Annotated in this window: 19 protein-coding genes; 11 read left to right on the forward strand and 8 right to left on the reverse strand. The window is 69.8% G+C overall.

Annotated elements, in window-relative coordinates; all coding sequences use genetic code 11:
- Window positions 1-171 precede the first annotated feature (171 nt).
- A complete protein-coding gene (locus MEBOL_RS35525; protein WP_095981562.1) occupies window positions 172-1062 on the forward strand; it encodes a hypothetical protein in 891 nt (296 codons plus the stop codon).
- Window positions 1063-1077: 15 nt separating this feature from the next.
- Here the strand turns inward: MEBOL_RS35525 and MEBOL_RS35530 are convergent, their stop codons facing one another.
- The gene (locus MEBOL_RS35530; protein WP_095981563.1) at window positions 1078-3486 is read right to left on the reverse strand and encodes a patatin-like phospholipase family protein; all 2409 of its coding nucleotides are present in this window, start codon (window positions 3484-3486) and stop codon (window positions 1078-1080) included.
- A 25-nt stretch (window positions 3487-3511) separates the two neighbouring features.
- A complete protein-coding gene (locus MEBOL_RS35535) occupies window positions 3512-4258 on the reverse strand; it encodes a sulfite exporter TauE/SafE family protein (protein WP_170115658.1) in 747 nt (248 codons plus the stop codon).
- Window positions 4259-4387: 129 nt separating this feature from the next.
- Between MEBOL_RS35535 and MEBOL_RS35540 the strand changes: the two genes are divergently transcribed.
- From MEBOL_RS35540 to MEBOL_RS35555, 4 genes are all read left to right on the forward strand, one after another.
- A complete protein-coding gene (locus MEBOL_RS35540) occupies window positions 4388-5698 on the forward strand; it encodes a transporter substrate-binding domain-containing protein (protein ID WP_095981564.1) in 1311 nt (436 codons plus the stop codon).
- Window positions 5676-6614 (forward strand): LysR substrate-binding domain-containing protein, encoded by a 939-nt coding sequence (locus MEBOL_RS35545; protein ID WP_245919149.1) that lies wholly within the window; start codon window positions 5676-5678, stop codon window positions 6612-6614. The genes MEBOL_RS35540 and MEBOL_RS35545 overlap by 23 nt, the downstream gene beginning before the upstream one ends.
- 86 nt (window positions 6615-6700) lie before the next feature.
- Window positions 6701-8842, forward strand: a complete 2142-nt coding sequence (locus MEBOL_RS35550; protein ID WP_095981566.1) for a serine/threonine protein kinase — start codon at window positions 6701-6703, stop codon at window positions 8840-8842.
- A gap of 10 nt (window positions 8843-8852) precedes the next feature.
- Entirely contained in the window at window positions 8853-9521 is a 669-nt protein-coding gene (locus tag MEBOL_RS35555) for a response regulator (protein WP_095981567.1), read from the forward strand.
- A gap of 6 nt (window positions 9522-9527) precedes the next feature.
- Here the strand turns inward: MEBOL_RS35555 and MEBOL_RS35560 are convergent, their stop codons facing one another.
- The 3 genes from MEBOL_RS35560 to MEBOL_RS35570 form a co-directional block, all read right to left on the reverse strand.
- Window positions 9528-10769, reverse strand: coding sequence for a cytochrome P450 (locus MEBOL_RS35560; protein WP_095981568.1), 1242 nt, complete (start codon window positions 10767-10769; stop codon window positions 9528-9530).
- A 312-nt stretch (window positions 10770-11081) separates the two neighbouring features.
- Complete coding sequence (locus MEBOL_RS35565; RefSeq protein WP_170115659.1) at window positions 11082-11750, reverse strand: hypothetical protein; 669 nt, start codon at window positions 11748-11750, stop codon at window positions 11082-11084.
- Between the two features lie 129 nt (window positions 11751-11879).
- A complete protein-coding gene (locus MEBOL_RS35570) occupies window positions 11880-13160 on the reverse strand; it encodes a hypothetical protein (protein WP_425437580.1) in 1281 nt (426 codons plus the stop codon).
- A 285-nt stretch (window positions 13161-13445) separates the two neighbouring features.
- Here MEBOL_RS35570 and MEBOL_RS35575 point away from each other — a divergent pair, with 285 nt between their 5' ends.
- The 6 genes from MEBOL_RS35575 (at window position 13446) to MEBOL_RS35600 (ending at window position 20801) form a co-directional block, all read left to right on the forward strand.
- On the forward strand, window positions 13446-15302 hold the full coding sequence (locus tag MEBOL_RS35575; RefSeq protein ID WP_245919151.1) for a trehalase family glycosidase: 1857 nt from the start codon (window positions 13446-13448) through the stop codon (window positions 15300-15302).
- A gap of 84 nt (window positions 15303-15386) precedes the next feature.
- Window positions 15387-17111 (forward strand): ATP-binding protein, encoded by a 1725-nt coding sequence (locus MEBOL_RS35580; protein ID WP_095981572.1) that lies wholly within the window; start codon window positions 15387-15389, stop codon window positions 17109-17111.
- Window positions 17112-17236: 125 nt separating this feature from the next.
- On the forward strand, window positions 17237-18961 hold the full coding sequence (locus tag MEBOL_RS35585; RefSeq protein ID WP_245919153.1) for a carbohydrate-binding module family 20 domain-containing protein: 1725 nt from the start codon (window positions 17237-17239) through the stop codon (window positions 18959-18961).
- A gap of 191 nt (window positions 18962-19152) precedes the next feature.
- Window positions 19153-19584 (forward strand): CBS domain-containing protein, encoded by a 432-nt coding sequence (locus tag MEBOL_RS35590; protein WP_095981573.1) that lies wholly within the window; start codon window positions 19153-19155, stop codon window positions 19582-19584.
- 39 nt (window positions 19585-19623) lie between these two features.
- Window positions 19624-20562: a Nal1-like putative serine protease gene (locus MEBOL_RS35595; RefSeq protein WP_095981574.1), complete on the forward strand. Its 939-nt coding sequence runs from the start codon at window positions 19624-19626 to the stop codon at window positions 20560-20562.
- 2 nt (window positions 20563-20564) lie between these two features.
- Window positions 20565-20801 (forward strand): hypothetical protein, encoded by a 237-nt coding sequence (locus MEBOL_RS35600; RefSeq protein ID WP_095981575.1) that lies wholly within the window; start codon window positions 20565-20567, stop codon window positions 20799-20801.
- 1 nt (window position 20802) lies between these two features.
- Here MEBOL_RS35600 and MEBOL_RS35605 read toward each other — a convergent pair whose 3' ends face one another.
- The 3 genes from MEBOL_RS35605 to MEBOL_RS35615 are packed head-to-tail and all read right to left on the reverse strand — an operon-like array spanning window position 20803 to window position 23003.
- The gene (locus MEBOL_RS35605; RefSeq protein WP_095981576.1) at window positions 20803-21216 is read right to left on the reverse strand and encodes a hypothetical protein; all 414 of its coding nucleotides are present in this window, start codon (window positions 21214-21216) and stop codon (window positions 20803-20805) included.
- A 45-nt stretch (window positions 21217-21261) separates the two neighbouring features.
- Window positions 21262-22575 carry a tyrosinase family protein gene (locus MEBOL_RS35610; RefSeq protein WP_095981577.1) on the reverse strand — a complete coding sequence of 438 codons (1314 nt, stop codon included), beginning with the start codon at window positions 22573-22575 and terminating at the stop codon, window positions 21262-21264.
- Entirely contained in the window at window positions 22572-23003 is a 432-nt protein-coding gene (locus MEBOL_RS35615; protein WP_157823860.1) for a hypothetical protein, read from the reverse strand. The genes MEBOL_RS35610 and MEBOL_RS35615 overlap by 4 nt, the downstream gene beginning before the upstream one ends.
- Window positions 23004-23015 lie beyond the last annotated feature (12 nt).

Here is a 23015-nt window from a genome sequence, read left to right on the forward strand (position 1 = left end):
GCCTCTCGCGACGGGTGCATGCCGTGAGCGTTCATCGGCGACAGTCCGGCGGGAAATCCTTGTTTCCTCACTTCCTGAGTCAAGTCGGGAAGCCCAGTTTCACTGGAACGAGTCTTCTGTCGTGCACACCCGAGCGCGAAATGTCCGGTCGTCACGACAAGGAGGAGGGCCATGAAGAAGATGCTGCTCCGTGGAGCGTTCCCGCTGTTCCTCGCCCTGGCGTGTAGTCCCCTGGAGGAGACCGACCTCGAGTTCGAGGAGGCCGGCCAGGCGGCCCATCAGGCGCTCGAGGAGGACAACGGGCTCGCCTTCAACGGGCTCGCCTTCAACGGACTCGCCTTCAACGGACTCGCCTTCAACGGACTCGCCTTCAACGGACTGAACCACAAGGACTTCGTCTCCTGGTTCAACAAGCACCCCGAGGAGTCGGACACCTTCATGAAGTACCTGGTGCGCTGCGCCGTGCCCGCGGGGCAGCACCGGACCTATTGGGATGGCAGGCGCGCCCATATCTGGAACGGCCACCTGGGTCTGGCGCCGGCGTGGGTCTCCGGTTCACCCGCGACGCGGGAGGAGCAGCAGGCCGTCAGCGCGTGCCTCGGGGCGCTCACCAACAAGTACGGGCTCTCCGTGCTCGTGTCCCTGCGGGGTACCACCGCGGCGGGAGCGTCCATCCCCGTGACATCCGGTGAGCAGGCGGACCACACGCTCCGGGAAGGGTGCTTCTTCGGCAACCTCTTCAACGGCGAGGGGCTGTTCGTGGGCAACGATTCGGACCTGTTCTCGTCCACCCAGAGCAGCCTGCGCGCTTGCGCGTTGATGGGAGGCAAGGCGTGTCCGCCGCTCAAGCACATCGGGAGCTGCCACGCGGTCTGCCAGCCCGATGCGACCGGCTCGGCCTTCTCACGCTGCACCTACAAGGGGGTGAGCTACCACGCCATCACCACCCGGATCCGTCCCCAGGACGTCTACACGTGTGGCGATGGCATCTGCCAGTCCACGGAGTCGTGCGGCAAGCACCAGCGCCCCGACTCGTGCAAGGTGGACTGCGGCAAGTGCTGAGCCCGGGGCGGCGTGTCACCAGTGGGTGAGGAGCACTTCCACTCCCACGCTCGTCTCCTTGAAGAACTTGGGCTGTCCGGCCTGGAAGGGCCCGCCCTGGGGCTTGTTGAGCATGTACAGGGGGACGGCTACGCGCACGCCCACCACCTCGGAGAGATCCAATCCGAAGCGCACCTCGGGCAGCAGGAGGGACCATTCCTCCGGCCCTCGCAGGTAGCTGCCCGACGCACCCACGCCCATGCGCCAGCGGACGTAGGGCCCCAGCTCGAGCAACCGGATGTTGCCGGAGAAGCCATCCAGGTCGGAGACCCAGTCGGCGTAGGCCCCGAGCGTGGCCCAGCGCAACCGGGTCTCGTTGGGGACGAGCTGATCCATGTCCCGCACGCCGAAGCCAGACAGCGCCACGCCCAGCCGCCACTCGCTCCGGTCATACACGTTGTCCACCCCCCGGTCCTCGAAGGAGATGACGGGGGCTTCCCACCCCAGCCCCACGCCGTGCTGCCGGCTCAGGTGGAAGGTGAGGGCGTTGCGCGGGGGCGTATAGGTCAGCCACTTGTCCAGGAAGGTGGAGCCGGCCGGACGCAGGATGAGCCGCAAGGCGCCCTGCTGCTGGGTGACGAGATCGTGGAAGGCCCTTCCGACGCGCTCGCGCACGGGCATGAAGTCGGCGCGGGTGCCGGTCGCGGGCGCTTCGCTCATCACGCCCGGGCTGTAGCGATAGCCCTCGTCCTTGAGCGTCGTGAGGAGCTCGTCCACGTCGTCCTCCCGCAGCCGGCCCGTGCGCGCCAGGTGCGTCAACTTGTCCGAGGCCCGGCGCAGCCTGCCCAGCTCGATCAATTCCTCGGAGGCCTCACAGGCGCCATCCTCCACGCACCGGAACTTCTCCGAGGAGATGCCGAGCGCATGCCGGATGCGCGCCTCGCGATCCCACGGCAGCTCCATGCCGGAGGAGGGCACCAGCGCCTCCACCGTCCGCGTGGTGGAGAACTGGGTGGACAGGAACCGGATGGCGTCATGCATGCCCCGGTAGAAGTCGTGCTCGCGGAAGCGGCGGTCGAAGAAGCCCATCATCGCGAACCGGAACTCGGAAGGGAGCACCGCGCCGCGGCGGGGAATCTTGATGCGTCCGGACAGGGTGGGGTCATGCTCCAGGGTGTCGAGCACGACGCTGTCCTGCGAGGCGGCGAGCAGATTGCCCAGGTGCTGGAGGTAGGTCGACTCCAGGGGGCTGATCAGCTTCTCGTCGCGCGCCAGGGGCGGGGCCCACCTCCAATCGACGACATCCTGGTCCAGGTACACGATGGGGAAGCGAGACGTGTCGAGCGTCTGCGCCCGCGGCTCCACCCGCTCCACCCAGCGCCGTCCGAGCCGCACCGCCAGGTCGAGCGGGTTGTTGTTGAGCACTCCGCCATCCACCAGCTTGAGCGATTGGAGGGGCGACCAGCGCACCTCGTCGAAGAACGACACGGACACGTCCACGGGCGAGAACGCGAACGGGAAGGCGCCCGACGCCTGGGGCGCGCGCAGCAGCGTGTCGAGCCCCACCGACTGGCCCCCCGTCGTGCGCGGGGGAAGCTCGGCGCCCAGGGCCGGGTAGAAGCGCAGCTCGTCGCGCTGCACCTGGATGTAGGGCGGGGCCACGTCCGGGGTTCCCTGGAGGAAGGGCAGGCGGACCGTGGGCTTTTGCGCTCCGTGGGTCATCACCTGGACGACGATCTTCTCCGTGACGCGCTTGAGCGAGGCCCTGGACTCGGGCCACCCGGAGCCAAAGGGCACGTCCCGGCCCACCAGGTTGGTCGCGGTGAGGCCGAGCGCGAAGGAGCAGTCGTCCCGGAAGCGGGCCCGGCCCGTCTCCTCGGAGATGACCTGGAGGGTTTCCTTCATGTAGGCGTCATTGAAGAGGTGGTCGCCGCGGTTCTGGTCCTCCTCCGGGAGCAGGTGGGCCAGGTCGAGCTTGTCGATCCACACCCGCCAGAAGAGGCTCGCCTCGGGGGACCATTGGGGCGCCTCGAAGGCGGTGTCACAGGAGGCGAGTCCTCCCAGCAGGGCGTTCACCGCGCCCGCCGAGGCGCCCGTCCAGACGCGGGGCATCGGGTCGCCGAGCTGGCCCGGCTTGCCCTCGCGCCGGGCCACGCTCCAGAAGCGCACGAGCGTGGAGAGGAAGCCCGCCTGATAGGCCCCGAGGCTGATGCCTCCGCTGACGACGAGCACCGGGGCGCTGCGCTGGGTCGCCAGGGCCAGGGCCTGGGCGAGGGCCGGGTTCTCGATGTTGCCGGGCAGGAACTCCGTGCCGCCGGGCACCTCGGGGGCGGTGGGGGTCTCCTCGGCGGGGGGAGCCTCTCCGGCGGCACGGGCCACCGGGCCGCTCGTCAATTGGAACAGCAGCACCGCACTGGCGACCCGGGAGACTCGGTGACTTCGCATGCCCCCAGTCTCGCACTGGAGGCCGTCAGTGGGCGCGCACGAAGAACGCAATCGTCATCAGCACGGAGACGAGGATGACTCCGAGTCGCAGCGCTCCCGGGTTCATCCGCCGGGCCATTCGGGCGCCCCCATAGCCGCCCACCGCCGCGGCCCCCAGCAGGGTCAGGGTTTCGGGCCAGGCCACCTTGCCCGCCACGACGAAGCAGAGCACGGCGACGGCGTTGGTGGCGGCCACCAGGAGCGTCTTGGCGGGGTTGAGTCCGTGGAGATCCGCCGGGCTCAACAGGCTCCAGACCGCCATCATCATGATGCCCACCGCCCCCCCGAAGTAGCCGCCATAGATGGCGAGCAGGAACTGGAGGACGAGTACCGGGAGGGCGGTGATGCGCACACGCCGGCGCAGGGCCTCGCCCAGGCGCCGGCCCAGGGCGAAGGTCAGTGTCGCCCACAGCAAGAGCCAGGGCAGGACGCGGTCGAAGGCGGCCTGGGGCGTGAGCAGCAGGAGCATCGAGCCGAGGAAGCCGCCGAGGAGGCTGGTGGCCAGGAGGGGGCGGAGCGACACCCCATTCAGGGGTTGGAGATCCTCGCGGTAGGCCCAGACGCTCGCGAGTCCTCCGGGAAAGAGCGCCACGGTGCTCGAGGCGTTGGCGGCCAGGGAGGGTACCCCCGCGAGCACGAGGGCGGGGAGGGTGAAGAACGAGCCCCCGCCGGCGATGGCGTTCATCGCGCCGGCGAGCAGGCCCGCGCCCAGGAGCAACAGGAAGGAGTCCATGCGCGCTCAGCTTGTGGGTGGGGGGCGGCCGGGACAATCTGGGAGTTCCGCACCGAGCCTTCGCCTCCGCCGAAGGCTCCGCATGGGTTGCCTCTGGGTGATTCACACGCGCTGGGGCAGAGTCCGGGCATGCCTTCTTCTCTCCTCCCTGTCCGCGCGGCCCTCGCGGGCTGCGTGCTGGCCCTCTTCGCCGCGTGTGCGACGCACCCCGGGGCGACTTCTTCCCCGCGTGAAGTCCCGGTCCTCCGCGTGGGAACGAGCGGCGATTACCCGCCCTTCACTTCGATGCGGGACGGGCAGGTGTCTGGCTTCGATGCCGCGCTCCTGGAGTCCTACGCGGCCGAGCGCGGGTACCGCCTCGAGTGGGTGCGCTTCCAGTGGCCGGAGTTGCTGGCGGACCTCGGCGCCCATCGCTTCGACATGGCCGCCAGTGGCCTCACCCTCCGGCCCGAGCGGTCGCTGGCCGGGCGCTATACCGTCCCGGTGGCGCGCAATGGGGCCCTGCTGCTCTTGCGCCGTCCGGCCTGGGCCCCCGCGCCCGGGAGCACTCCCGAGACGCCGCTCGCGCTTCTCCAGGCACTCGACCGGCCCGAGTTCCGCCTGGCGGTGAACCAGGGCGGCCACCTGGAGCGCGTGGCGCGCGCCCACTTCCAGCACGCGCGCATCCTCGCCATTCCCGGCAACGCGGTGCGCGAGGCGCTGGCGGCGGGACAGGCCGACGCGGCGCTCACCAACACCGTCGAGGGACCGCGCTGGGCCGAGGGCCTCTCCGGCATCGAGCGCGTGGGCCCCTTCACCCGGGACGTGGTGGCGCTCTACGTGGATGCCTCGAAGGCCGAGCTGGCCGCGGAGCTGGACGCGTGGCTCTTGCGGCAGGAGGCGAGTGGGGCGCTCGAGCGGCTTCGGGCGAGCTACCTGGGTTCCGCCGCCACCGGGCCCACCGCGACGCCCGTGGACGCGCTGCTCTCCTCGACCGCCGAGCGGCTGGCGCTGATGCCGATGGTGGCCATGGCCAAGCGCCGCGCGAATCTCCCCACCGAGGTGCCCGCGCAGGAAGCCCGGGTGCTGGAGGCCGCCCGGCAAGAGGTCCACCAGGCCGCGGCGGCCCTCGGGGTTCCGGCTCCTCCGGACGCGGCCATCACCGCCTTCTTCCAGGCGCAGATGGACGCGGCCAAGCAGGTGCAACTGCGCACGCCCATCTCGGCGGATGCTCCCGTGCACTCCCTGGATGAAGAACTCCGGCCGGCGCTCGCGCGCATCAGCGCGCGCATCAGCGCCCTCGTTCCGCGTGTCCCGGGAGGACTGGACCGCGACTCCCTCCGGCGCAAGGCCCGCGAGGACCTGGCGTCCACGGGCCTGGAAGGTGGGGAGATCGATCGACTCGCCGACGCGTTGGTGGACCTGGGGGCGGCCCCTCGTGCCCCCGCGGAGAGCCGGTGACGTGGACCTGACGGACTTGAGCTTGTTCCTCGCGGTGGCCGAGGCGGGCAGCATCACCCGGGGCGCGAAGCGGGCCCACCTGTCCCTCGCCGCCGCCAGCGAGCGCATCCACGGGCTGGAAGAGGAGTGGGGGGTCCTCCTCCTGGAGCGGCGGGGGCGCGGGGTGCGGTTGACCCCGGCGGGCGACTCGCTCGTCCAGCATGCCCGGGCCGTGCTCCTGCAGGTCGAGCACCTGCGAGGCGCCATCGGCCTTCACGCCCAGGGGCTCCAGGGGCGTGTGCGGTTGCTCTGCAACACGGCGGCCCTCTCGGGCGGGCTGCCGGAAGCGCTGGGTGCCTTCCTCGCCCGCCATCCCCACGTGGACGTGGACCTGGAGGAGCGCACGAGCCAGGACATCGTCCAGGCGGTGGCGGGGGGACGGGCCGAGGTGGGCCTCGTGGCCGACACCGTGGAGTTGGGCGCGCTGGAGACCTTTTCCTTCCAGGTGGATCGGCTGGTGGGGATCACCGCGCCCGGGCACCGCCTCGCGACGCGCCGCGCGGTGTCCTTCGCCGAGGTGTTGGACGAGCCCTTCGTCGGGCTGAGCGAGGGCAGTGCCCTCCAGGAGCACCTGGAGTCCCAGGCCGCGCGGCTTGGCCGCCCGCTCCGCTACCGGGTCCGGCTGCGCGGCGTCGAGGAAATCTGCCGGGTGGTGGCGCTCGGCGGGGGGGTAGGGGTGGTGCCCCGGACGGCGGCCTCGCGCTGGCGGCGCTCGCTGTCCCTGCGCGTCGTGGCCCTGGAGGACGCCTGGGCCCAGCGCCAACTCACCCTGTGCGTGCGCCGGTACGCCGGACTGTCGCCGTTCGCCCGGTTGCTCGTCGACGGGCTCCAGGCGGCCGCGCCCAGCGCTCCCCCGCGCTCCCCGCTTGCGGGGTGAAGAGCCGACGTGGCACGCTCGGGGGCCCCCATGAAGTCCCTCGCCCGCCGCCCATCGTCCGACGCCGCGCCGCACCCGAGGAAGGGATGAGCAGTACCTATCGGTTGACCGGCCGCACCGAGGCCGGAGAGCTCTCCGAGTTGTACGAGGCCGTCCAGGAGCCCGAGGGGCTCCCGGTCGTCATCAAGCTCTTCAATCCGAAGACATCGGATTCCCGCTACGCCACTACGCTCGCCTCGACCTATGGCGTGCTCAATCCCCTGGCCGCCGAGGGCCTGGTCCACGTGCTCGACGTGGGCTTCGTGAAGAACCGGCTCGCCGTGGTGCGCGAGGCGGTGGATGGCCCCAGCCTGGGACTCGCCCTGCAGCGGCTCAACACCAAGGAGGTGATCCTCCCTCCCTCCGTGGCGCTGAGCCTCATCATCCAGATCCTCGACGCCGTGGATCGGGCCCATGAAGCGGGCGTGGTGCACGGCGCGCTCACCCCGGGCAACGTGCTGCTCTCGCGCACGGGCCATCCGCACGTGTGTGACTTCGGGGCGCTCCAGGCGCTCCTGGCGGTGCCGGAGCTCAAGCGGGCCTTCGCGCGGGGCCGCAGCGCCTACCGGGCGCCCGAGGTGGGCAAGGGCGGTGAGCCCACCACGCTCTCGGACCTCTACTCCATTGGCGCCATGGCGTACGAGCTGCTCACCCTGCGCGAGGCCGTCATCCCCGACGGCGGCGGCATGAGCACCCGCCGCGCGTCCCTGCCTCCTCCGAGCCGGATCGACCGGCGCCTGCACGCGAAGCTGGATCCCATCCTCCTGCGCTCGCTGGAGGCCACGCCGACGCGGCGCTACGGCTCGTGCGCGGAGATGGCCCAGTCGCTGCGCGGCTTCCTGGCCAACCAGGGCGGGCTGCCCGGGGCCGAGGACGTGCGCCGCTTCATCTCCGAGCTCTTCCCCAATGGCGTGTCCCTCACCACGCCCGGCCCGGTGCCCTTCACCGAGAGCTTCACCCTCACGCCCATCTCCGGCGTGTCTTCCCTGGCGCAGATGCGCGCGGACGCCCTGGAGAAGTCCGTGGTGGCCCGCATCCCGTTCAGCCCCGCGCTGAGCGACGCGGACACGATGGACGCGCCGCCCGCCTTCGAGGAGTACCACCCGTCCAACTTCCCGGACACCCCGCCTCCCGGCGTCGCGAACGCCGTGCGCGGCAAGGTGCTCGAGTCGACCCACATCCTCACCGCGGGCGAGCCCGCGGCGCCCGAGCTCGAGAACACACACATCCGGGACGCTCCGGGCGTGGAGGTCACCCACTTTGGCCGGCAGCGGAGCGAGAAGAGCGTCGTCACGCGCGCGCCCACGAGCCGTCCCCAGGGGCCTCCAGGTGATGACGAGCAGACGTGGGTGGCGCCGCCCGGGGCCGCTCCAGTCAAGTCCGCGCGTCGCGCGCCCGTGTCCCTGTCGGGCGGGAGCGAGGGCACGCGCGTGGGGAAGAATCCCCGCCTGCGCATGGTGGAGGACTTCTCCAAGCCGGCGTCCGGCTCCACCTCCTCCGGCCGGTTGGATCCAGACGGCCTGGGCGACACGGATCGCATCGAGGTGACGGTGACGCGCACGCGTCCCCCCCGGGCGCCGCCGCCTCCTCCCGCGCCCGCGTCCGTGCCCGCGGAGGCGTATGCCGCCCTGCCCGCGCCCACCCATTCGGGGCTCCCGGCGGGAGGCGGCGCCCCGCGCGAGCGGCTGTTCACCGAGGAGCGCAACCTCCTGGAGGACGCGCGGCGCCGGCGCCGGATGATGGCCGTGGCGGGAAGCGTCGCCGGGGTGGGGCTGGTGTGCTTCGCCTTCGGGATGTGGCGCTTCGCCCAACGGCCCAAGGCGGTCGACACGGACCCCAAGGTCGCCGCCGTCAGTGGTGCCGTACAGGAGTACCTGCGCGAGCCACCCGCCTTGCCGCCGCGTCCCGCCCCCGCGCCCGTCGTCCCCGTGGAGACGCCTCAAGAGGAGGCGAAGAACCAGACGGCCCGGCTGACGATCCGGGCCAACCGTCCGGCGCGGGCCTACATCGACGGGGTGCGCATCAAGCGCTCCCTGCCCCTGGTGAACTATCCCGTCAAGGCGGGGCTGCGGAAGATCATCCTCGAGACGACCGGTACGCCGCGCCAGCGAGAGGTGTTCGAGGTGCATCTGGAAGGCGGTGAGCACCGGACCCTGGAGCAGCTCTTCCCCGACCCCCGCCGCCGCTGAGGCCCCGTCCATGGACCGCACCCGCGTCTTCGTCGTCGAGGATCAGCCCACCCTGTTGCGCAACCTCCTCAAGGTGCTGAGCGCCTTCGCGGAGCTGGAGGTGGTGGGCAGCGCCCAGGCGGGCGAGGAGGCCGTGGAGGCCGTGGTCCAGGTGCGCCCGGAGCTGGTGCTCCTGGACCTGGAGCTGCCGGACATGAATGGCATCGAGGTGACCCGGCGGGTCAAGCGGCGGGCGCCCGGCGTGGAGGTCCTCATCCTCACGTCCTTCGAGGACGAGCAGAAGGTGTACGAGGCCATTCAGGCGGGGGCCTCGGGCTACCTGGTCAAGCGGGTGGGGCCGGAGAAGATCCGCTCGGGCATCCGCGAGGTGATGGAAGGGGGCACGGTGCTCGAGCCCCTCATCGCCCGGCGTTTCTGGAACTACTTCCACTCGCTCAAGGCTCAGCAGCCGCCCGCCGCGCCCTCCAAGGACGACAACCCCTGGGGGCTCACGCCGGCCGAGATGGAGGTCTTGCGCTACGTGGCCAAGGGCCTGTCCAACGCCGAGGTGGGGCGGGTGATGACGCTCGAGCGCCGCACGGTGCGCACGCACCTGTCCCACCTGTACCGCAAGATGGGCGTCAACTCGCACGTGGACGCGGTGGTGCTCGCCGTGCGCTCGGGGCTCGTGGACGTGTGAGCTGGCTCACCAGCGCACGGGCAGCACCTCGAAGCCTCGGAAGTTGAGGCTGTGGCACTTGAGGCGCGTGGGCCGGGACTCGTCCAGACGCAGCCTGGGCATGCGCTCGAGCAGCATGGACACCCCCGTCTCCATCTCCCGGCGGGCGAGCCCCGCGCCCATGCAGTGGTGGGCCCCGAACCCGAAGGACAGGTGGCGGGGGTGGCTGTTGTCCCGGGTGATGTCGAAGCGGTCCGGATCGCGGAAGGCCCGGGGATCCCGGTTGGCGGCCGCCATGCCGAGGAACACCACGTCGCCCCGGCGGATGAGCCTCCCGCGCAGCGCCACGTCCTCCACGGCGACGCGGAACACGAAGGGGACGGCGGGGTGGAAGCGCAGGCTCTCGTCCACCGCGGTGCGCAGCAGCTCCGGCCTGCGGCGCAGCAACTGGAGCTGTTCCGGGTGGGCGAGCAGATCATGCACGCAGTTGCTGAGTTGATCCGTGGTGGTGGTGTGTCCGGCGAACAACAGGAGGATGGCGTTGGCCACCAGCTCCCCCGGTGTCATCTGACCCTGTTCCTGCGCCTGGACCATCAGGCTGAGCGTGTCCGGGGTGGGGTGCTCGCGCCGCTGCTCGATGAGGGGCAGGAAGTAGTCCTTCATCTCCACCATGGCCTGGTTGGCCCGGCGCGCCGCGTCCAGCATGCAGGCGCCAGCGGCGGGCGCGGCGAAGTCCGCGAGCATGTCCGCCCAGCGCTGGAAGCGCTCGCGATCCTCGGCGGGAACGCCCAGGAGATCCGCGATGACGCGGGTGGGCAGGGGGTAGGAGATGTCCTGGGCCAGGTTCATCCGTCCCTGCTCATAGACGCGATCCAGGAGCTGCTTCATGGTGCGGTGGATGGAGGGGCACATCGCGTCCAACCGCGGGGGGGTGAAACCCGCCCCGGTCTGCCGGCGCAGCCGGATGTGCTCCGCGCCCACGCGCATCACCATCTGGTTGCGCGAGGTTTCCATGAACTCCCGGATGGTGTCCGGATCCAATCCCTGGATCTGATGCTCGAAGAACTTCAAGCGGTCCGCGCTCATCCGGGGATCCCGGAAGCACGCCAGCACATCCTCGTGCCGGGTGAGGAACCAGGCGTTCACCCGCGGCGACCAGTGCACGGGCTCGTTCTCCCGCAGCTCCTCGTAGAGCGGAAGGGGATTGGCCAGGTTCTCGGGACTGAGGAGGTTGCGATCCTCCTCCATCAACGGCATGACACTCGACATGCGGTGGACTCCTGTGAAAGGCCGGAGTGCGGCGCGCCTTTCCGGGGGTCACTCGGCGGGCGGTTCACTCCACTGCGGGAGGAGCGTCAGCAGAGGTTATGCCAGCCGGTTCGAGTCAATGATTGACGCAGGGGCAGTGGAAATATCCCGGGCCGCTCCGCCTTCCTTCCAGGCGGACCTCCTCGGGGACAAGGGCATTGTGCACCCAATGACAGACACGCGGGAGTAAACCCATACCCTTTGGGTCAACTCTCACCCACGGCCCTGATGGAAAACAGACATCCCCGAAGGATCCGCGTTTCGGGGACGGCGCTACGGCGTGTCGCGCACCAGCCGCAGGTGGGACTTCTTGCCGGTGGCGCGCGCGGGGCCCCTCTGGAGCGGGCCCGGGGGCGTGGGTTGATCCCTCAGCCGCGTGGGGGCCCGTTGGTCCGGCGCGAGCGGGTCCGCCGGGCCGCGCAACCCCGAGCGCAGGATGACGACGAAGAGCAGCGTGAGCAGCAGGGAGATCGTCACCAGGGACAGGAAGTTGCTGGTGAAGAGCCCATCGAGCGCGGGCGCGGGGTCCGGGGTGATGAGCAGGGCGCCGAGCAGCAGCCACCACAGCCCGCTCGCCACGAAGCCCACGCCCCCCACCCACAGCTTCACCCGCGACCAGAAGGTGCGCTGGGAGGGAAGGGCCACCAGCTGGCCTGGCGCGCAGGCGCGAGGCGTGGAGCGGGCCTGCTCGTGCGCGATGCGCGCCAGCTTCGCTCCGCCCAGGCTCCCTCGCGGGCGCGAAGCGGACGCCGCCACGGTGCGGCGGCGCCACACGGCCCCGAGCGCCACCGTCAGCACCCCATACGGCAGCCAGACGGCGGGTCCCATGCGCACGGCCTCGGAGGCGCCCCACAGCAGCGCCACGCAACCGAGGCCCGACAGCATTGACCGGATGGGGGAGGGCGGAAGCACCAGCATGATGCAAACGGTAGCAGAGCCCATGGCTTTCTCCAGTTCCCCTCCCCCGGACAAGGCCCTTGACTGCTCGCGTCTGGACGCTCTCCTGCTCGGACGCCGCACGTTCCACACATCATCTGTCCACTCGCACGGTTCGCTGGCGAGCGGATGGGCTCAGCCCAACGGATCCACGATGGGGTCCGGCATTACCCAGAGCGCCGGGGGGGCGGTGTAGGCCTGGTCGAAGGCATAGAGGATGCCCCGCCAGCGATCCCAGAAGACGGCCCAGTTGTATTCGGTGGGCGGCGAGGTGAGGAGGTTGCCGTCGGGATCCGGCAGGCTGTAGGCGAAGTCGGCATAGGTCCACTCCTGGGTGCCGAAGTCCGTCTTGAGCAGGGGGGTAATGGCCTCGAGCAGGGCCGGGCGCGACACCTCGCCCGGGAAGATGACCCCCGGGGAGAAGACGGGCTGGGCCATGTCGTGCTGCTCGCGCCAGGCGATGTAGTTGTTGCCCATGGCGATGAGCGCGTCGCGCCGGGCGGGCGTGGGCGCCCCGCGCGCCTCTTCATAGAGCGCGAAGGCCGCCACGAGCAGGCTCTTGTAGTGCATGCCCGGAAAGAGGAGGTCGAACTGGAAGGGGCGCGGCTGGTCGTCCGCGTGCGCCAGGCCATACGCATGGGCGGCGCGGGCCTGGGATTCCACGGCTTCCGGGAGGACGAAGTCCGACAGGACGCGCTCCGGCGTCACCTCGCCGCTCTGGAGCTGGCGCCAGTCGAGGTAGGCCTGGCCCGCGCCGCCGATGTCCGTGAAGATGGCCAGGTTGCCCTCGTTGAGCGCCCGTTCCAGGGTGGTGGCGATCGCCTCCGCCCGGTCGAGCGGCTGGGGGCCCGGGGCACTCCAGTAGAGCGTGGCGAGGCGCGAGGACGTGGCCAGCAGGGTGCGGAGATCCACGAGGGCCCCTCCGTTCATGGCCGTGGTGAGCGAGGCGATGGAGGCCGCCCCGTCGAGCGTCAGCCCCCGGAGGAGGAGGTCCAACGACAGGGACTCGACGGCGATCCGCACGGTGCCCGTGAGATCCAGCCGGTTGAGGGCCTGCGTCAACGTCAACGACGGTTGGAGCCGGGCCAAGGCGATCGCCCGCTTCGCGAGGGCGGCCGCGAGCATGCCCTGGCCTCCCGTGCGCGAGGCGTGCGGCGCGAAGACGAACCAGAGGGGCCGCACGGAGCTGCTGCCCCCGGGTTGCAACGTGGGATCGACGATTCCTCCCAGCCCGTAGGCGAGCTGGATGTAGCCCAGGGTGATGCGCTGGTTGTCCTCCAGCGGGGTGGTGGCGTGCGCGCGAGGGGCCAGCAACAGCGGGGCCAGGACCAGCGCGCCCAGGACGCGGCGGATGAAGCGGGGGATCTCCACGGGGAGTCTCCAGGGGGAGGGGGAGGGGAACGGCAAGGTAGTCATCACACCCCTCGCGCCAAGTGTCATCCCCGACAGTCCTCGGCGCTTTGAATGCAAACTTTCTGGGAGGGATTGCGCCGTCCGAGCCGCCGGGCGATCAGGCTGTATTGTTCATTGGGAGACACGAGGCGACTCGTGTATTTTGTGAAGCGCATTCCCTTCGACAGGTCGAACGTGCCCCACCGGACGCCGTCTTCCCCCCGTCTCCCTTCTGTCTCGAGTCCCCTCCTTCGCGACGCCTCGCGCGTGCCGCTCCCGCCTGTCTCGGAGCCGGTGTCCCGGGCTCCCGTGAGCGTGACGCCGGCCCCGCTGTCCGTCGCCACCGCCTCGGCGCGTCTCGCCTTCGAGTCCTTGATGGCCCTGGACATGGATGGCGATGGCCGGCTCACGCAGCGCGACGCGGGACTCGCGCGGGAGGCGGGCCTGCGCTTCGCGGTGGATCTGGAGCTGGGTCCCGGGGTGCGCCTGGAGCTGGCCGGCGCGGAGCGCCTGTCGCACGCGGCGGACGTGCTCGCCGAGGTGGTGCTCGACGGGCGGGGGGATGAGCCCGGACTGCCCGTGGAACGGCTGCTGGAGACGCGCACCGCGGCCCTCAAGGGGCTGCTCGACCGGGGCTGGGACGGACTCGTGCGGCGCTCGAACCGGGCGGTGGATCTCAAGAAGGCGCTCGAGGTGATGCCGGTGAAGGATCCCGAGGGCAGGGCGCGCGTGTACGTGCCCGTGCGCGACCGCCAGGCCCTCAAGAAGCTGCGCGCGGAGAGCCGGCGCGTGGGCGGCCTGGAGATGGTGCCCCTGCACCGGCCGCGGAGCCCCGAGGACTGGACGGCGCTCATGCGCGCCCCGGGCATGCTCTACCTGCCCAGGCCGTACATCGTCCCGGGTGGCCGCTTCGTGCAGATGTTTGGCTGGGACAGCTACTTCAACGCCCGGGGCGCGCTGTCCTCCGGCCGGCTCGAGCTCGCGCGGGACATGCTGGAGAACCAGCTCTACGAGATCGAGCACTACGGGAAGATCCCCAACTCCAACCTGAGCTACCACCTGTCGCGCACCCAGCCGCCGCTCTTGCCGCGGCTCGCCCTGGCGCTGCACCAGAAGCGCTCGGATCGGCGGTTGCTCAAGCGTGTGGCCCGGGTGGCCGAGCAGGAATGGGAAGAGGTGTTCCGCACGGGGCCTCGCGCCACTCCGAGCGGCCTGTCGCGCTACCAGGACGACGCCGAGGGGCCCGACGCCGAGGATCTGTCCCATTTCTACGCGGGCACGCGGCCAGACGACGCGCACTTCTACCGCCATGACCGGGCCATCCGCGAGAGCGGCTGGGACATGTGCCACCGCTTCGGCACCGCCACCCACCACCACGAGCCGGTGTGCCTCAACTCGCTCCTGTTCCAGTACGAGCAGGACCTGGCCGCGCTCTGGCGCCACGCGGAGGGGGAGGGCAGCACGCGCGCCACCCGTTACGCGCGGGCGGCCCGGGCCCGGGCCCGCACCATGCGCGCGCGCTTCTGGGATGGCGAGCGGGGCCTCTTCTTCGACCATGACTTCGTGGCCGGGCGCCGCTCGACCTATGAGTGCCTCGCCACCTTCTATCCGCTGTGGACGGGCTGGGCGAGCCGCGAGGAGGCCACGCGCGTGGCCGCCGCGCTCCCGCGCTTCCTGCACGACGGCGGCCTGACGGCGAGCAGCCGCGCGTCCCGCGAGGCCGCGGGCGGAGAGAACCTGCAGTGGGATTACCCCTTCGGGTGGGCGCCGCATCAGGTCATCGCCGTGGAGGGCTTGCGCCGCTACGGCTTCCACGCCGAGGCGGATGCGGTGGCCTATCGCTGGTTGTCCATGGTGCTGGACATCGCCGGGAGCCACAACGGACTCATCAAGGAGAAGTATGACGTGGTGAGCCGTTCCGCCGACGTGTCCGTGGAGTACGGCAACCAGGGCGCGGATCGTGGCGAGCTCCTGGCGCCCCGGGCCGAGCGCACGCTGGGCTTCGCGTGGACGAACGCCTCGGTGCTGCTGCTGCTCGAGGGCCTGTCGCCGGGCCTGCGCGAGGCGCTCGACGCGGGCATCCCCGCGGACCGCGTGCTGGGCCCCAGGAACCAGGGAGGACCGGGTATTCCCAGGAAGAAGAGGATAGCGCGGATCGCCGCCTGATCGTGGGCATCGGGACGGATTGACCCTTTCTCGGCATCCAAGGGATTGTCCTTCTTGGCGAAGCATTCGAGCAGGGAAGGACGGATGGAGCGGTCCGAGAGGCCTGGGGGCAGCGGAGGGGAAGCGCCGGAAGCGGCGGCGGAGTGGGCGTTGCACGCGAGCAACCGGCTCCTGCGGGCCCTCACCGAGGTCCAGACGGAGTTCATCCAGAACCGTGTCGTGCGCGGGGTGTTCGACAAGCTGTTGACGGTGCTCCTCGAGTTGACGGGCAGTGAATACGGCTTCATCGGCGAGGCGGCCGCCACGGCCGATGGCGCGCCCTACCTGCGCACGCGCGCCATCACCAACATCGCCTGGACGGACGAACTGCGGGCGCTCTATGACCGCGAGGCGCCCCGGGGCTTCGTGGGGGTGGAGTTCCGCAACCTCCACAACCTCTTCGGCGCCGTCCTGGTGACGGGCCAGATGGTGATGACCAACGCCGCGGACAAGGATCCTCGCCGGGGAGGCCTTCCACCGGGCCATCCGCCCCTGCGCGCCTTCCTGGGTCTGCCCTTCCACTCGGCCACGGAGCTGGTGGGCATGGTGGGCCTGGCCAACCGGCCCGGGGGCTATGACGCGGACGTGGTCGCGTTCCTCCAGCCGGTGCTGACCACGTGTTGCGCCATCCTCCTGGGCCTGCGCAGCGAGGCACGGCGGGAGCAGGCGGAGGCGGAGCAGCGGCGTTCGGCCGAGAGCTTCCGCGCCCTCATCGAGGGCTCGCCAGAAGCCATCTTCGTGCACCGCGAGGGCCGGTTGCTCTTCACCAACTCCGCCGCCGTGCGGCTGCTGGGCCATGCCGACAGCGCGTCGTTGGAGAGACGGCCGCTCACGGACTTCGTCCAGCCAGAAGACGCGGAACTGCTCGGCGAGTCCTCCAAGGACGAGGGCCCGCGCGAGGTGCGCTTCCGCCACCGGTTGGACCTGCGGGTGCTGGGCGAGGTGAGCACGGTCTCGCTCGTCTTCGACGGGCAGCCCGCCCTGGTGTCCACCGCGCGTGACATCACCGGCCGCCGTCAGGAACAGGAGCAGTTGCGCGCCACCGAGCGCATGGTGTCCCTGGGAACGCTCGCCGCGGGCGTGGCCCACGAAATCAACAACCCCTTGTCCTATCTCCTGAGCAACCTGCGCTTCGTGGACGAGGAGTTGACGTCCATGCGGGAGACGGGGGAGGGGCTCGCGGGCGAGCGGGGGCGGGAAGTGCGCGAGGCCCTCCAGGAAGCGCTCGCGGGCAGCCACCGGGTGCGCGACATCGTGCGCGACCTGAAGACGTTCTCGCGCGACGGGGAGGATCAGCTCGCGCAGGTGGATGTGCGCGGCGTGCTCGACTCGTGCGTGAACATGGCCTGGAGTGAAATCCGGCACCGCGCGCGTCTGGAGAAGGACTACGGCGAGGTGCCGCTCCTGGAGGCCAATGCCTCTCGCCTGGGGCAGATCTTCCTCAACCTGCTCGTCAACGCCGCGCACGCCATTGCGCACGGCAATCGGGACGGCAACAGCATCCACGTCTCCACCCGCCATGAGGAAGGCCTGGTGGTGGTGGCGATCCGCGACAGCGGCGTGGGCATTCCCGAGGAGCACCTGAGCAAGCTGTTCAGTCCCTTCTTCACCACGAAGCCCGTGGGCGAGGGCACGGGCCTGGGGCTGTCCATCTGCCACAACCTCATCATGACCATGGGGGGACGCATCACCGTGGACAGCCACGTGGGGAAGGGGACCACCTTCCGCGTCTTCCTGCCCGTCAAACGTCCCTCGGGCATCGCGCGCTGATAAAATTGAAATCCGGCTTCACGCCTCTCCCGGGTTTTTCATAGATTCCCGCCCGGTCGCACGCCAGGGCCGGTGGCCCCGGTCCAACCCTGAGTGAAAACGAGGCGGAGTTCATGAAGCAGACGATGAGACGTGGTGTCCTCAAGACGCTGGGATGCGCGCTGGCCCTGGGTATGGCGAGCCAGGCCCAGGCGGGTGTCTATGTCCACCTGTTCGAGTGGCGCTGGCCCGACGTGGCGCGCGAGTGCGAGACGTTCCTCGGGCCCAAGGGCTACACCGCGGTGCAGGTGTCGCCGCCCAACGAGCACGTCACCGGCGAAGCGTGGTGGACCCGTTATCAGCCCGTCAGCTACAAGCTCGAGTCGCGCGGCGGCACGCGGGCGCAGTTCATCGACATGGTGAAGCGCTGCAACGCCGTGGGGGTGGGCATCTACGCCGACCTCGTCATCAACCACACGGCGTCCCTGAGCAACGGCGGCGTGGGCACCGGCGGCACGTCGTGGACGCCCCGCAGCCACCCGATGTACTCGTCCGCCGACTACCACTCGCCCATCTGCACCATCACCAACTATCAGGACGCGGGCAACGTGCAGAAGTGCGACCTGAGCGGCCTGCCGGACCTGAACACGGGCTCGAGCTACGTGCAGCAGACGATCGCCAACTACATCAACGATCTCACGACCATTGGCGTGAAGGGCTACCGGGTGGACGCCGCCAAGCACATGGCTCCGGGCGACGTGGGCGGCATCCGGGGCCGCATGACGGGCTCGCCTTACGTCTTCCAGGAGGTCATCGACCTGGGGGGCGAGGCGGTCAAGGCGAGCCAGTATTTCAGCTACGGCGCGGTGACCGAGTTCAAGTACAGCGCCAACATCGGCGCCCAGTTCAAGGCGGGTCAGCTCAAGAACCTGACCAACTTCGGCGAGAGCTGGGGCTTCATGTCCAGCAACTACGCCGTGGTGTTCACCGACAACCACGACAACCAGCGCGGCCACGGCGCGGGCGGCGCCAACATCCTCACCTACAAGGACGGCGCGCTCTACACCCTGGCCAACGTCTTCATGCTGGGCTGGCCGTATGGCTACCCGCAGGTGATGTCCAGCTACGCCTTCACCAACACGGACGCGGGCCCGCCGGGCTCGGCCGTGCACAACGGCACCAGCGTCAACTGCTTCGGCAGCGCGTGGCAGTGCGAACACCGCTGGCGGGAGATCGCCAACATGGTGCGCTTCCGCGCGGTGACCGAGGGCGCTGGCGTGTCCAGGTGGTGGGACAACGGCAACAACCAGGTGGCCTTCGCCCGCACCGGCAAGGGCTTCGTGGTCATCAACCGCGAGGGCGGCACGCTCACCCGCACCTTCGCCACCGGCCTGCCCGCGGGCAACTACTGCAACATCATCGCCGGGGACGCCACCAACGGAAGCTGCTCGGGAGGGAGCATCACGGTGGACAGCGGCGGCAACGCGTCCTTCTCCGTGCCCGCGATGACGGCGGCCGCCATCCACGTCGGCGCGCTCGGTACGGGCGGCACGACGCCTCCTCCCTCGGGCAACGTCACCGTCAACTTCACCTGCACCAACGGCACGACGTACCTGGGGCAGAGCGTCTACGTCGTCGGCAACCACGCCTCCCTGGGCAACTGGGCTCCCGCCAGCGCCGTGAAGCTCAACCCCACCAGCTACCCCACCTGGACGGGAGCCCTCTCCCTTCCCGCCAACACCTCCCTCGAGTGGAAGTGCCTCAAGCGCGAGGAGGGCAACCCCGCCAACGGCATCCAGTGGCAGTCGGGCGCCAATACCGCGTACAGGACGCCCGCGTCGGGCTCCGGCTCCACCTCGGCGGGTTTCTAGGCCCTCCGCGGCGGACGGGTTCACGAGCGTCGGAACGCTCGCCGGGCGGTGCTTCTGGCCTCCGGCGGAGCGTGCCTGGCCGCCCTCCTGGCGACGTGTGTGGGTCCACTGGTGGGCAAGAAGGGGGCACCCCACCGTTGGCCTGAACATGACGGGGAACCCGCTCCGGGTTCCTCCCTGGAGGAGCGGCCATGGCGAAATTGATCCGTGACATCATGACGCGCGATGTGGAAGTCATTGGTCCGAACGACACCCTGCGAGACGCGGCCCGGAAGATGCGCGATCTGGACGTGGGCCCCATTCCCGTCTGCGATGGCCAGCGCGTGCAGGGAATGATCACCGACCGTGACATCGTGGTGCGCGCTGTCGCCGGGGACCTGGATCCGGCCCGGACGGCCGTGGCCGACATCATGACCAAGGGAATCGAATACTGCTTCGATGACGACCTGGCCGAGGAAGTGCTCGAGCGCATGGAAGAGCAGCAGTTGCGCCGCTTCATCGTGGTGAACCGTGACAAGAAGCTCGTGGGCATCGTGGCGTTGGGCGACCTGGCGGGCTCGGAGAGTGGGCAACGCGTGGGGAAGGCGCTCGAGGGAATTTCCGAGCCCTCCGGCCACGCATGACGTGGGGTGAGGGAGCCCAAGCCGACCTGGGGGCGCGGAATGGACCTGTTCGAGGCATGGGAGATCTCCGCGAATCTGGACGCACTGCTCTCGCGGCTGATCGTTTCCACCCTGGGTTCTCTCCAGCCCAGGAAGCTCCGGGTGGGGGTGGGCATCTCTCCCGGTGTGACGCCGGGCCACTGGCGGGTGGCCCTCCGTGCCTGGTCCCGGGAGGCGTTGGGGCGGGAGATGGAGCGGGAGATCGAGCGGTTGAGGGACGCCGTGGAGGTTCGCGTCACCGGGCCCATCCTCGCCTTGTCCGGCGAGGAGCGCGTGCTGCCCAATGTCCGCCGCGAGCGCCCCTTGCTGCCCGGTTGCTCGATTGGTCACTACAAGGCCACCGTGGGGACGCTGGGCGCCTTCGTGCGCGGCACCACGGGCGCCGTGCAGATGCTCAGCAACAACCATGTCCTCGCCCAGGTGAACCTGGCCATGGCGGGAGACGTCATCCTGCAACCGGGCGTGCGGGACGGGGGCCTCCTGGAATCCGACGAGGTGGGCCGGTTGAGCGCCTTCCATCCGCTCCAGCCGTCGGGCAATGAGGTCGATGCGGCGGTGGCGGACGTCGACCCGGCGGTCCTGCCCCAGGACTTCGCGCTCCCCGGGATCGGAGCGCTCCAGGGGTTGCGCACCGGAGTGCTCGCGGGCGTGGGACCGGTGCGCAAGGTGGGCAGGAGCACGGGGCTCACCCACGGCCGCATCACCGCGTTGGGTCTGCGCAATCTCCCCGTGCAGTTCGGGCAGACCGTGCTGCTGTTCGACCAGGTGGTGGAAATCGAGGGGATGGAACTGCCTTTCAGTGCATCGGGAGACTCCGGAGCCCTGGTCGTCGACGCGGAGCGCCGCGCCGTGGGACTGCTCTTCGGGGGCTCCGATCAATCGACGTACATCAATCCCATCGAGACCGTACTGAGCGTGCTGTCCATCGAATTGCTCTGATCATGAGTCACGTCTCCTACGAAGAGGCAGATCGCGTCGCGCAGCAGGTGAGCGATGAATTGGGCTCGCCGGGGTGGCTGTGCGGCGTGGGGGTGGAATTGGATGGGGGCGAGGGCTACGTCGTCTCCGTCCGCGTGGTGGGGGAGCGGGACGTCCAACTCCCGGAGCGCCTGCACGGCGTCCGCATCCTGATCCGGATCCGCGAGCTGCCCCGGGCTTTTCATTCCCCGCCTGGTTAGGTCAGGACGCTGGCGCGGCCCGCAGCTCCACGCCTTCCAGCGAGAGCGACTCGCGGTCGACCGGCCGCTCATGGGTGTCCAGGATGTCCAGCCGCACGCTCAAGCGCCGCGTGCCAGCGAGCCTGTCCAGGAGCCGGGTCACATCGAGGATGAGCTCCATGGGGGCGAAGCGCTCCCTCGGGTGCCGGCCCATCGGGGGACCCTCTCCATAGGTGAAGAGATCGCCCGCGACGAACGGGCGGGCATCATCGCCCACCAGGGAGATGCGCAGCACCCGCGACTCCGCCGTCTTGTGGACCCCATGGAACACGAGCTCGATGCGCTCCCCGGTGGACCCGGACACTTCCACCTCCAGTGTGGCCAGCTCCTGGCCGGAGGACACGGGCGCTGGCACTCGGGCGCGGATGGGACGCATGGGTTTGAGGTAATGGCCCGAGGGCGCTCGGGCAATGGGAAGGGCTCAGACGGCCTCCAGGGTCAGCAGCTCGAAGTCCAGCTCCTCCTGCGGGAGTTCGTTGCCCTTGGGGTCCACGAGGACCAACTGAATCTCGAGCATTGAAGCGCCCGCGCTCTCCTTGAGTTCGCGCAGCGCCTTGCTCACGTCGAGGACCAGCCGCCGGGGCGTCAGGTGGTGCTCGGGGCGGAGCACGACGAAGTGGGAAGCATCCTCGGGGACATCGGGGACCTTGCAGTGGCCTGGCCCTCCCGTGCAGCCATCGTGGCCGAAGGTGAAGAGGGAGCCGGCGTACCGGGGGTTGCCCCGCGTGGGCGTCTGGGCCGTGGGCGAGGCCTCGTTGAAGAAGACGCGCACCTCGAAGCTCTTGACGGGGTGCTGCGTCTTCACGAAGTGGAGCAGGCCCACCTCGAACCCGTCCGGGACCTTGGACAGCTCGAAGGTGGCCACCTGGGCGGGCGCGGGCTGCGCGTTCTCCAGCGCCTGGGCCCTCGCCGATGCCCCCAGGTTCTCTCCCTCGGGCGCATAGCGGTAGCCCAGCTCCCGGTAGTTCCACACGGAGTCCGTGGTCTTGTTGAAGGGCGCGAGCACCTGTCCGGCGATGCTCGTGGAGAGGACCGCCCCGGTGCGGTCCTGCCAATCGCAGAACAGCTTCTCGATGAAGCAATGATGAACCCAGAAGATCGGATCGAACGCGGAGTAGGGCACCGTGCTCATGGTGCCACCCACCCACCCATGGAGCCCGTTGTGAGGCTGCTCCAGGTCGGGAGAGAACCGATCGTAGTTCGTGACGCGGTTGGCCTGCTCGACGAATGGCTTGAGACTGCTCAGCAACGAAGCCGCCCCGAGGTCACGGAATGTCCGCGTCCAGTTGTTCGGGTTGGTGTAGCTGATGGCCGCCTGGAAGAGTGGGTTGGGCACCTCCTGGCCCGAGTCCGCGTCGGTATAGGTCGCGTCGGCGAAGATCTGCGGAATGCCCTCGCGTTGGGTGCGCTCGGACGTCCAGTCCCAGTAGGGCAGGGCGATGCCCGGTTCCACCGCCTGGAGGGCCTGCTCGAACATGAGCAGGTAGGGCCGGTGCCAGATGAGGAAGGACAGGTTGCCGTGGGGGCAATAGTATTCGGGCAGCCCGTGCAGGCCGGCGATGTATTGATAGCCCCGGTTGTCGGTAATGGCTTGCAGCTGGGCGAAGGCCTTCCTGAGCGCCGCGACCTCCGAGCCCGTCAAGTCATAGACGCTCTTGCGGACGGTGACGTTGGTCGTGGCCGGGATGGGTTCGAGGAAGCTCTTGCGCGTGCTTGTCAGAGCGGTCTGTTTCATCCTGGGATTCCTTTGCGCTCGGCGACGGATGGGACACAGCAGGAAGGCTTGCGCCGGTGGGGAACGAGCCAGAGCAGGGCGATGCAGGCGCCCAGGACGGCGGGGAGCAGGGTGGAGTCCATGAGGAACTTCGTGCCCCAGGCCCCGAGCGCGATGAGTGCCGCGATCACGCCCCGGTGCCACCCGTACGTTCGCCACGTGAGCAGGACGATGACGGCCAGGGCCATCGACACCAGGGCGTGGGGGATGTGCCACCGGGCGAGCCAGGCGCCCAGCCCTCCCGCCTCCAGTCCTCCCGCGAGGCCCAGGAGGGCGAGCAGACACACCGGGCACTTGGGAACCACGAGGGCCAGAAGCCAGCCCAACCCCACCCACCGGTAGGGGCCCGGGACTCGTCTTCCAGACGTGAGGCGCGATGGCGTGCGCATTCAACCCCCCGT

Source organism: Melittangium boletus DSM 14713, assembly GCF_002305855.1.
Taxonomy (GTDB): Bacteria; Myxococcota; Myxococcia; order Myxococcales; family Myxococcaceae; genus Cystobacter; species Cystobacter boletus.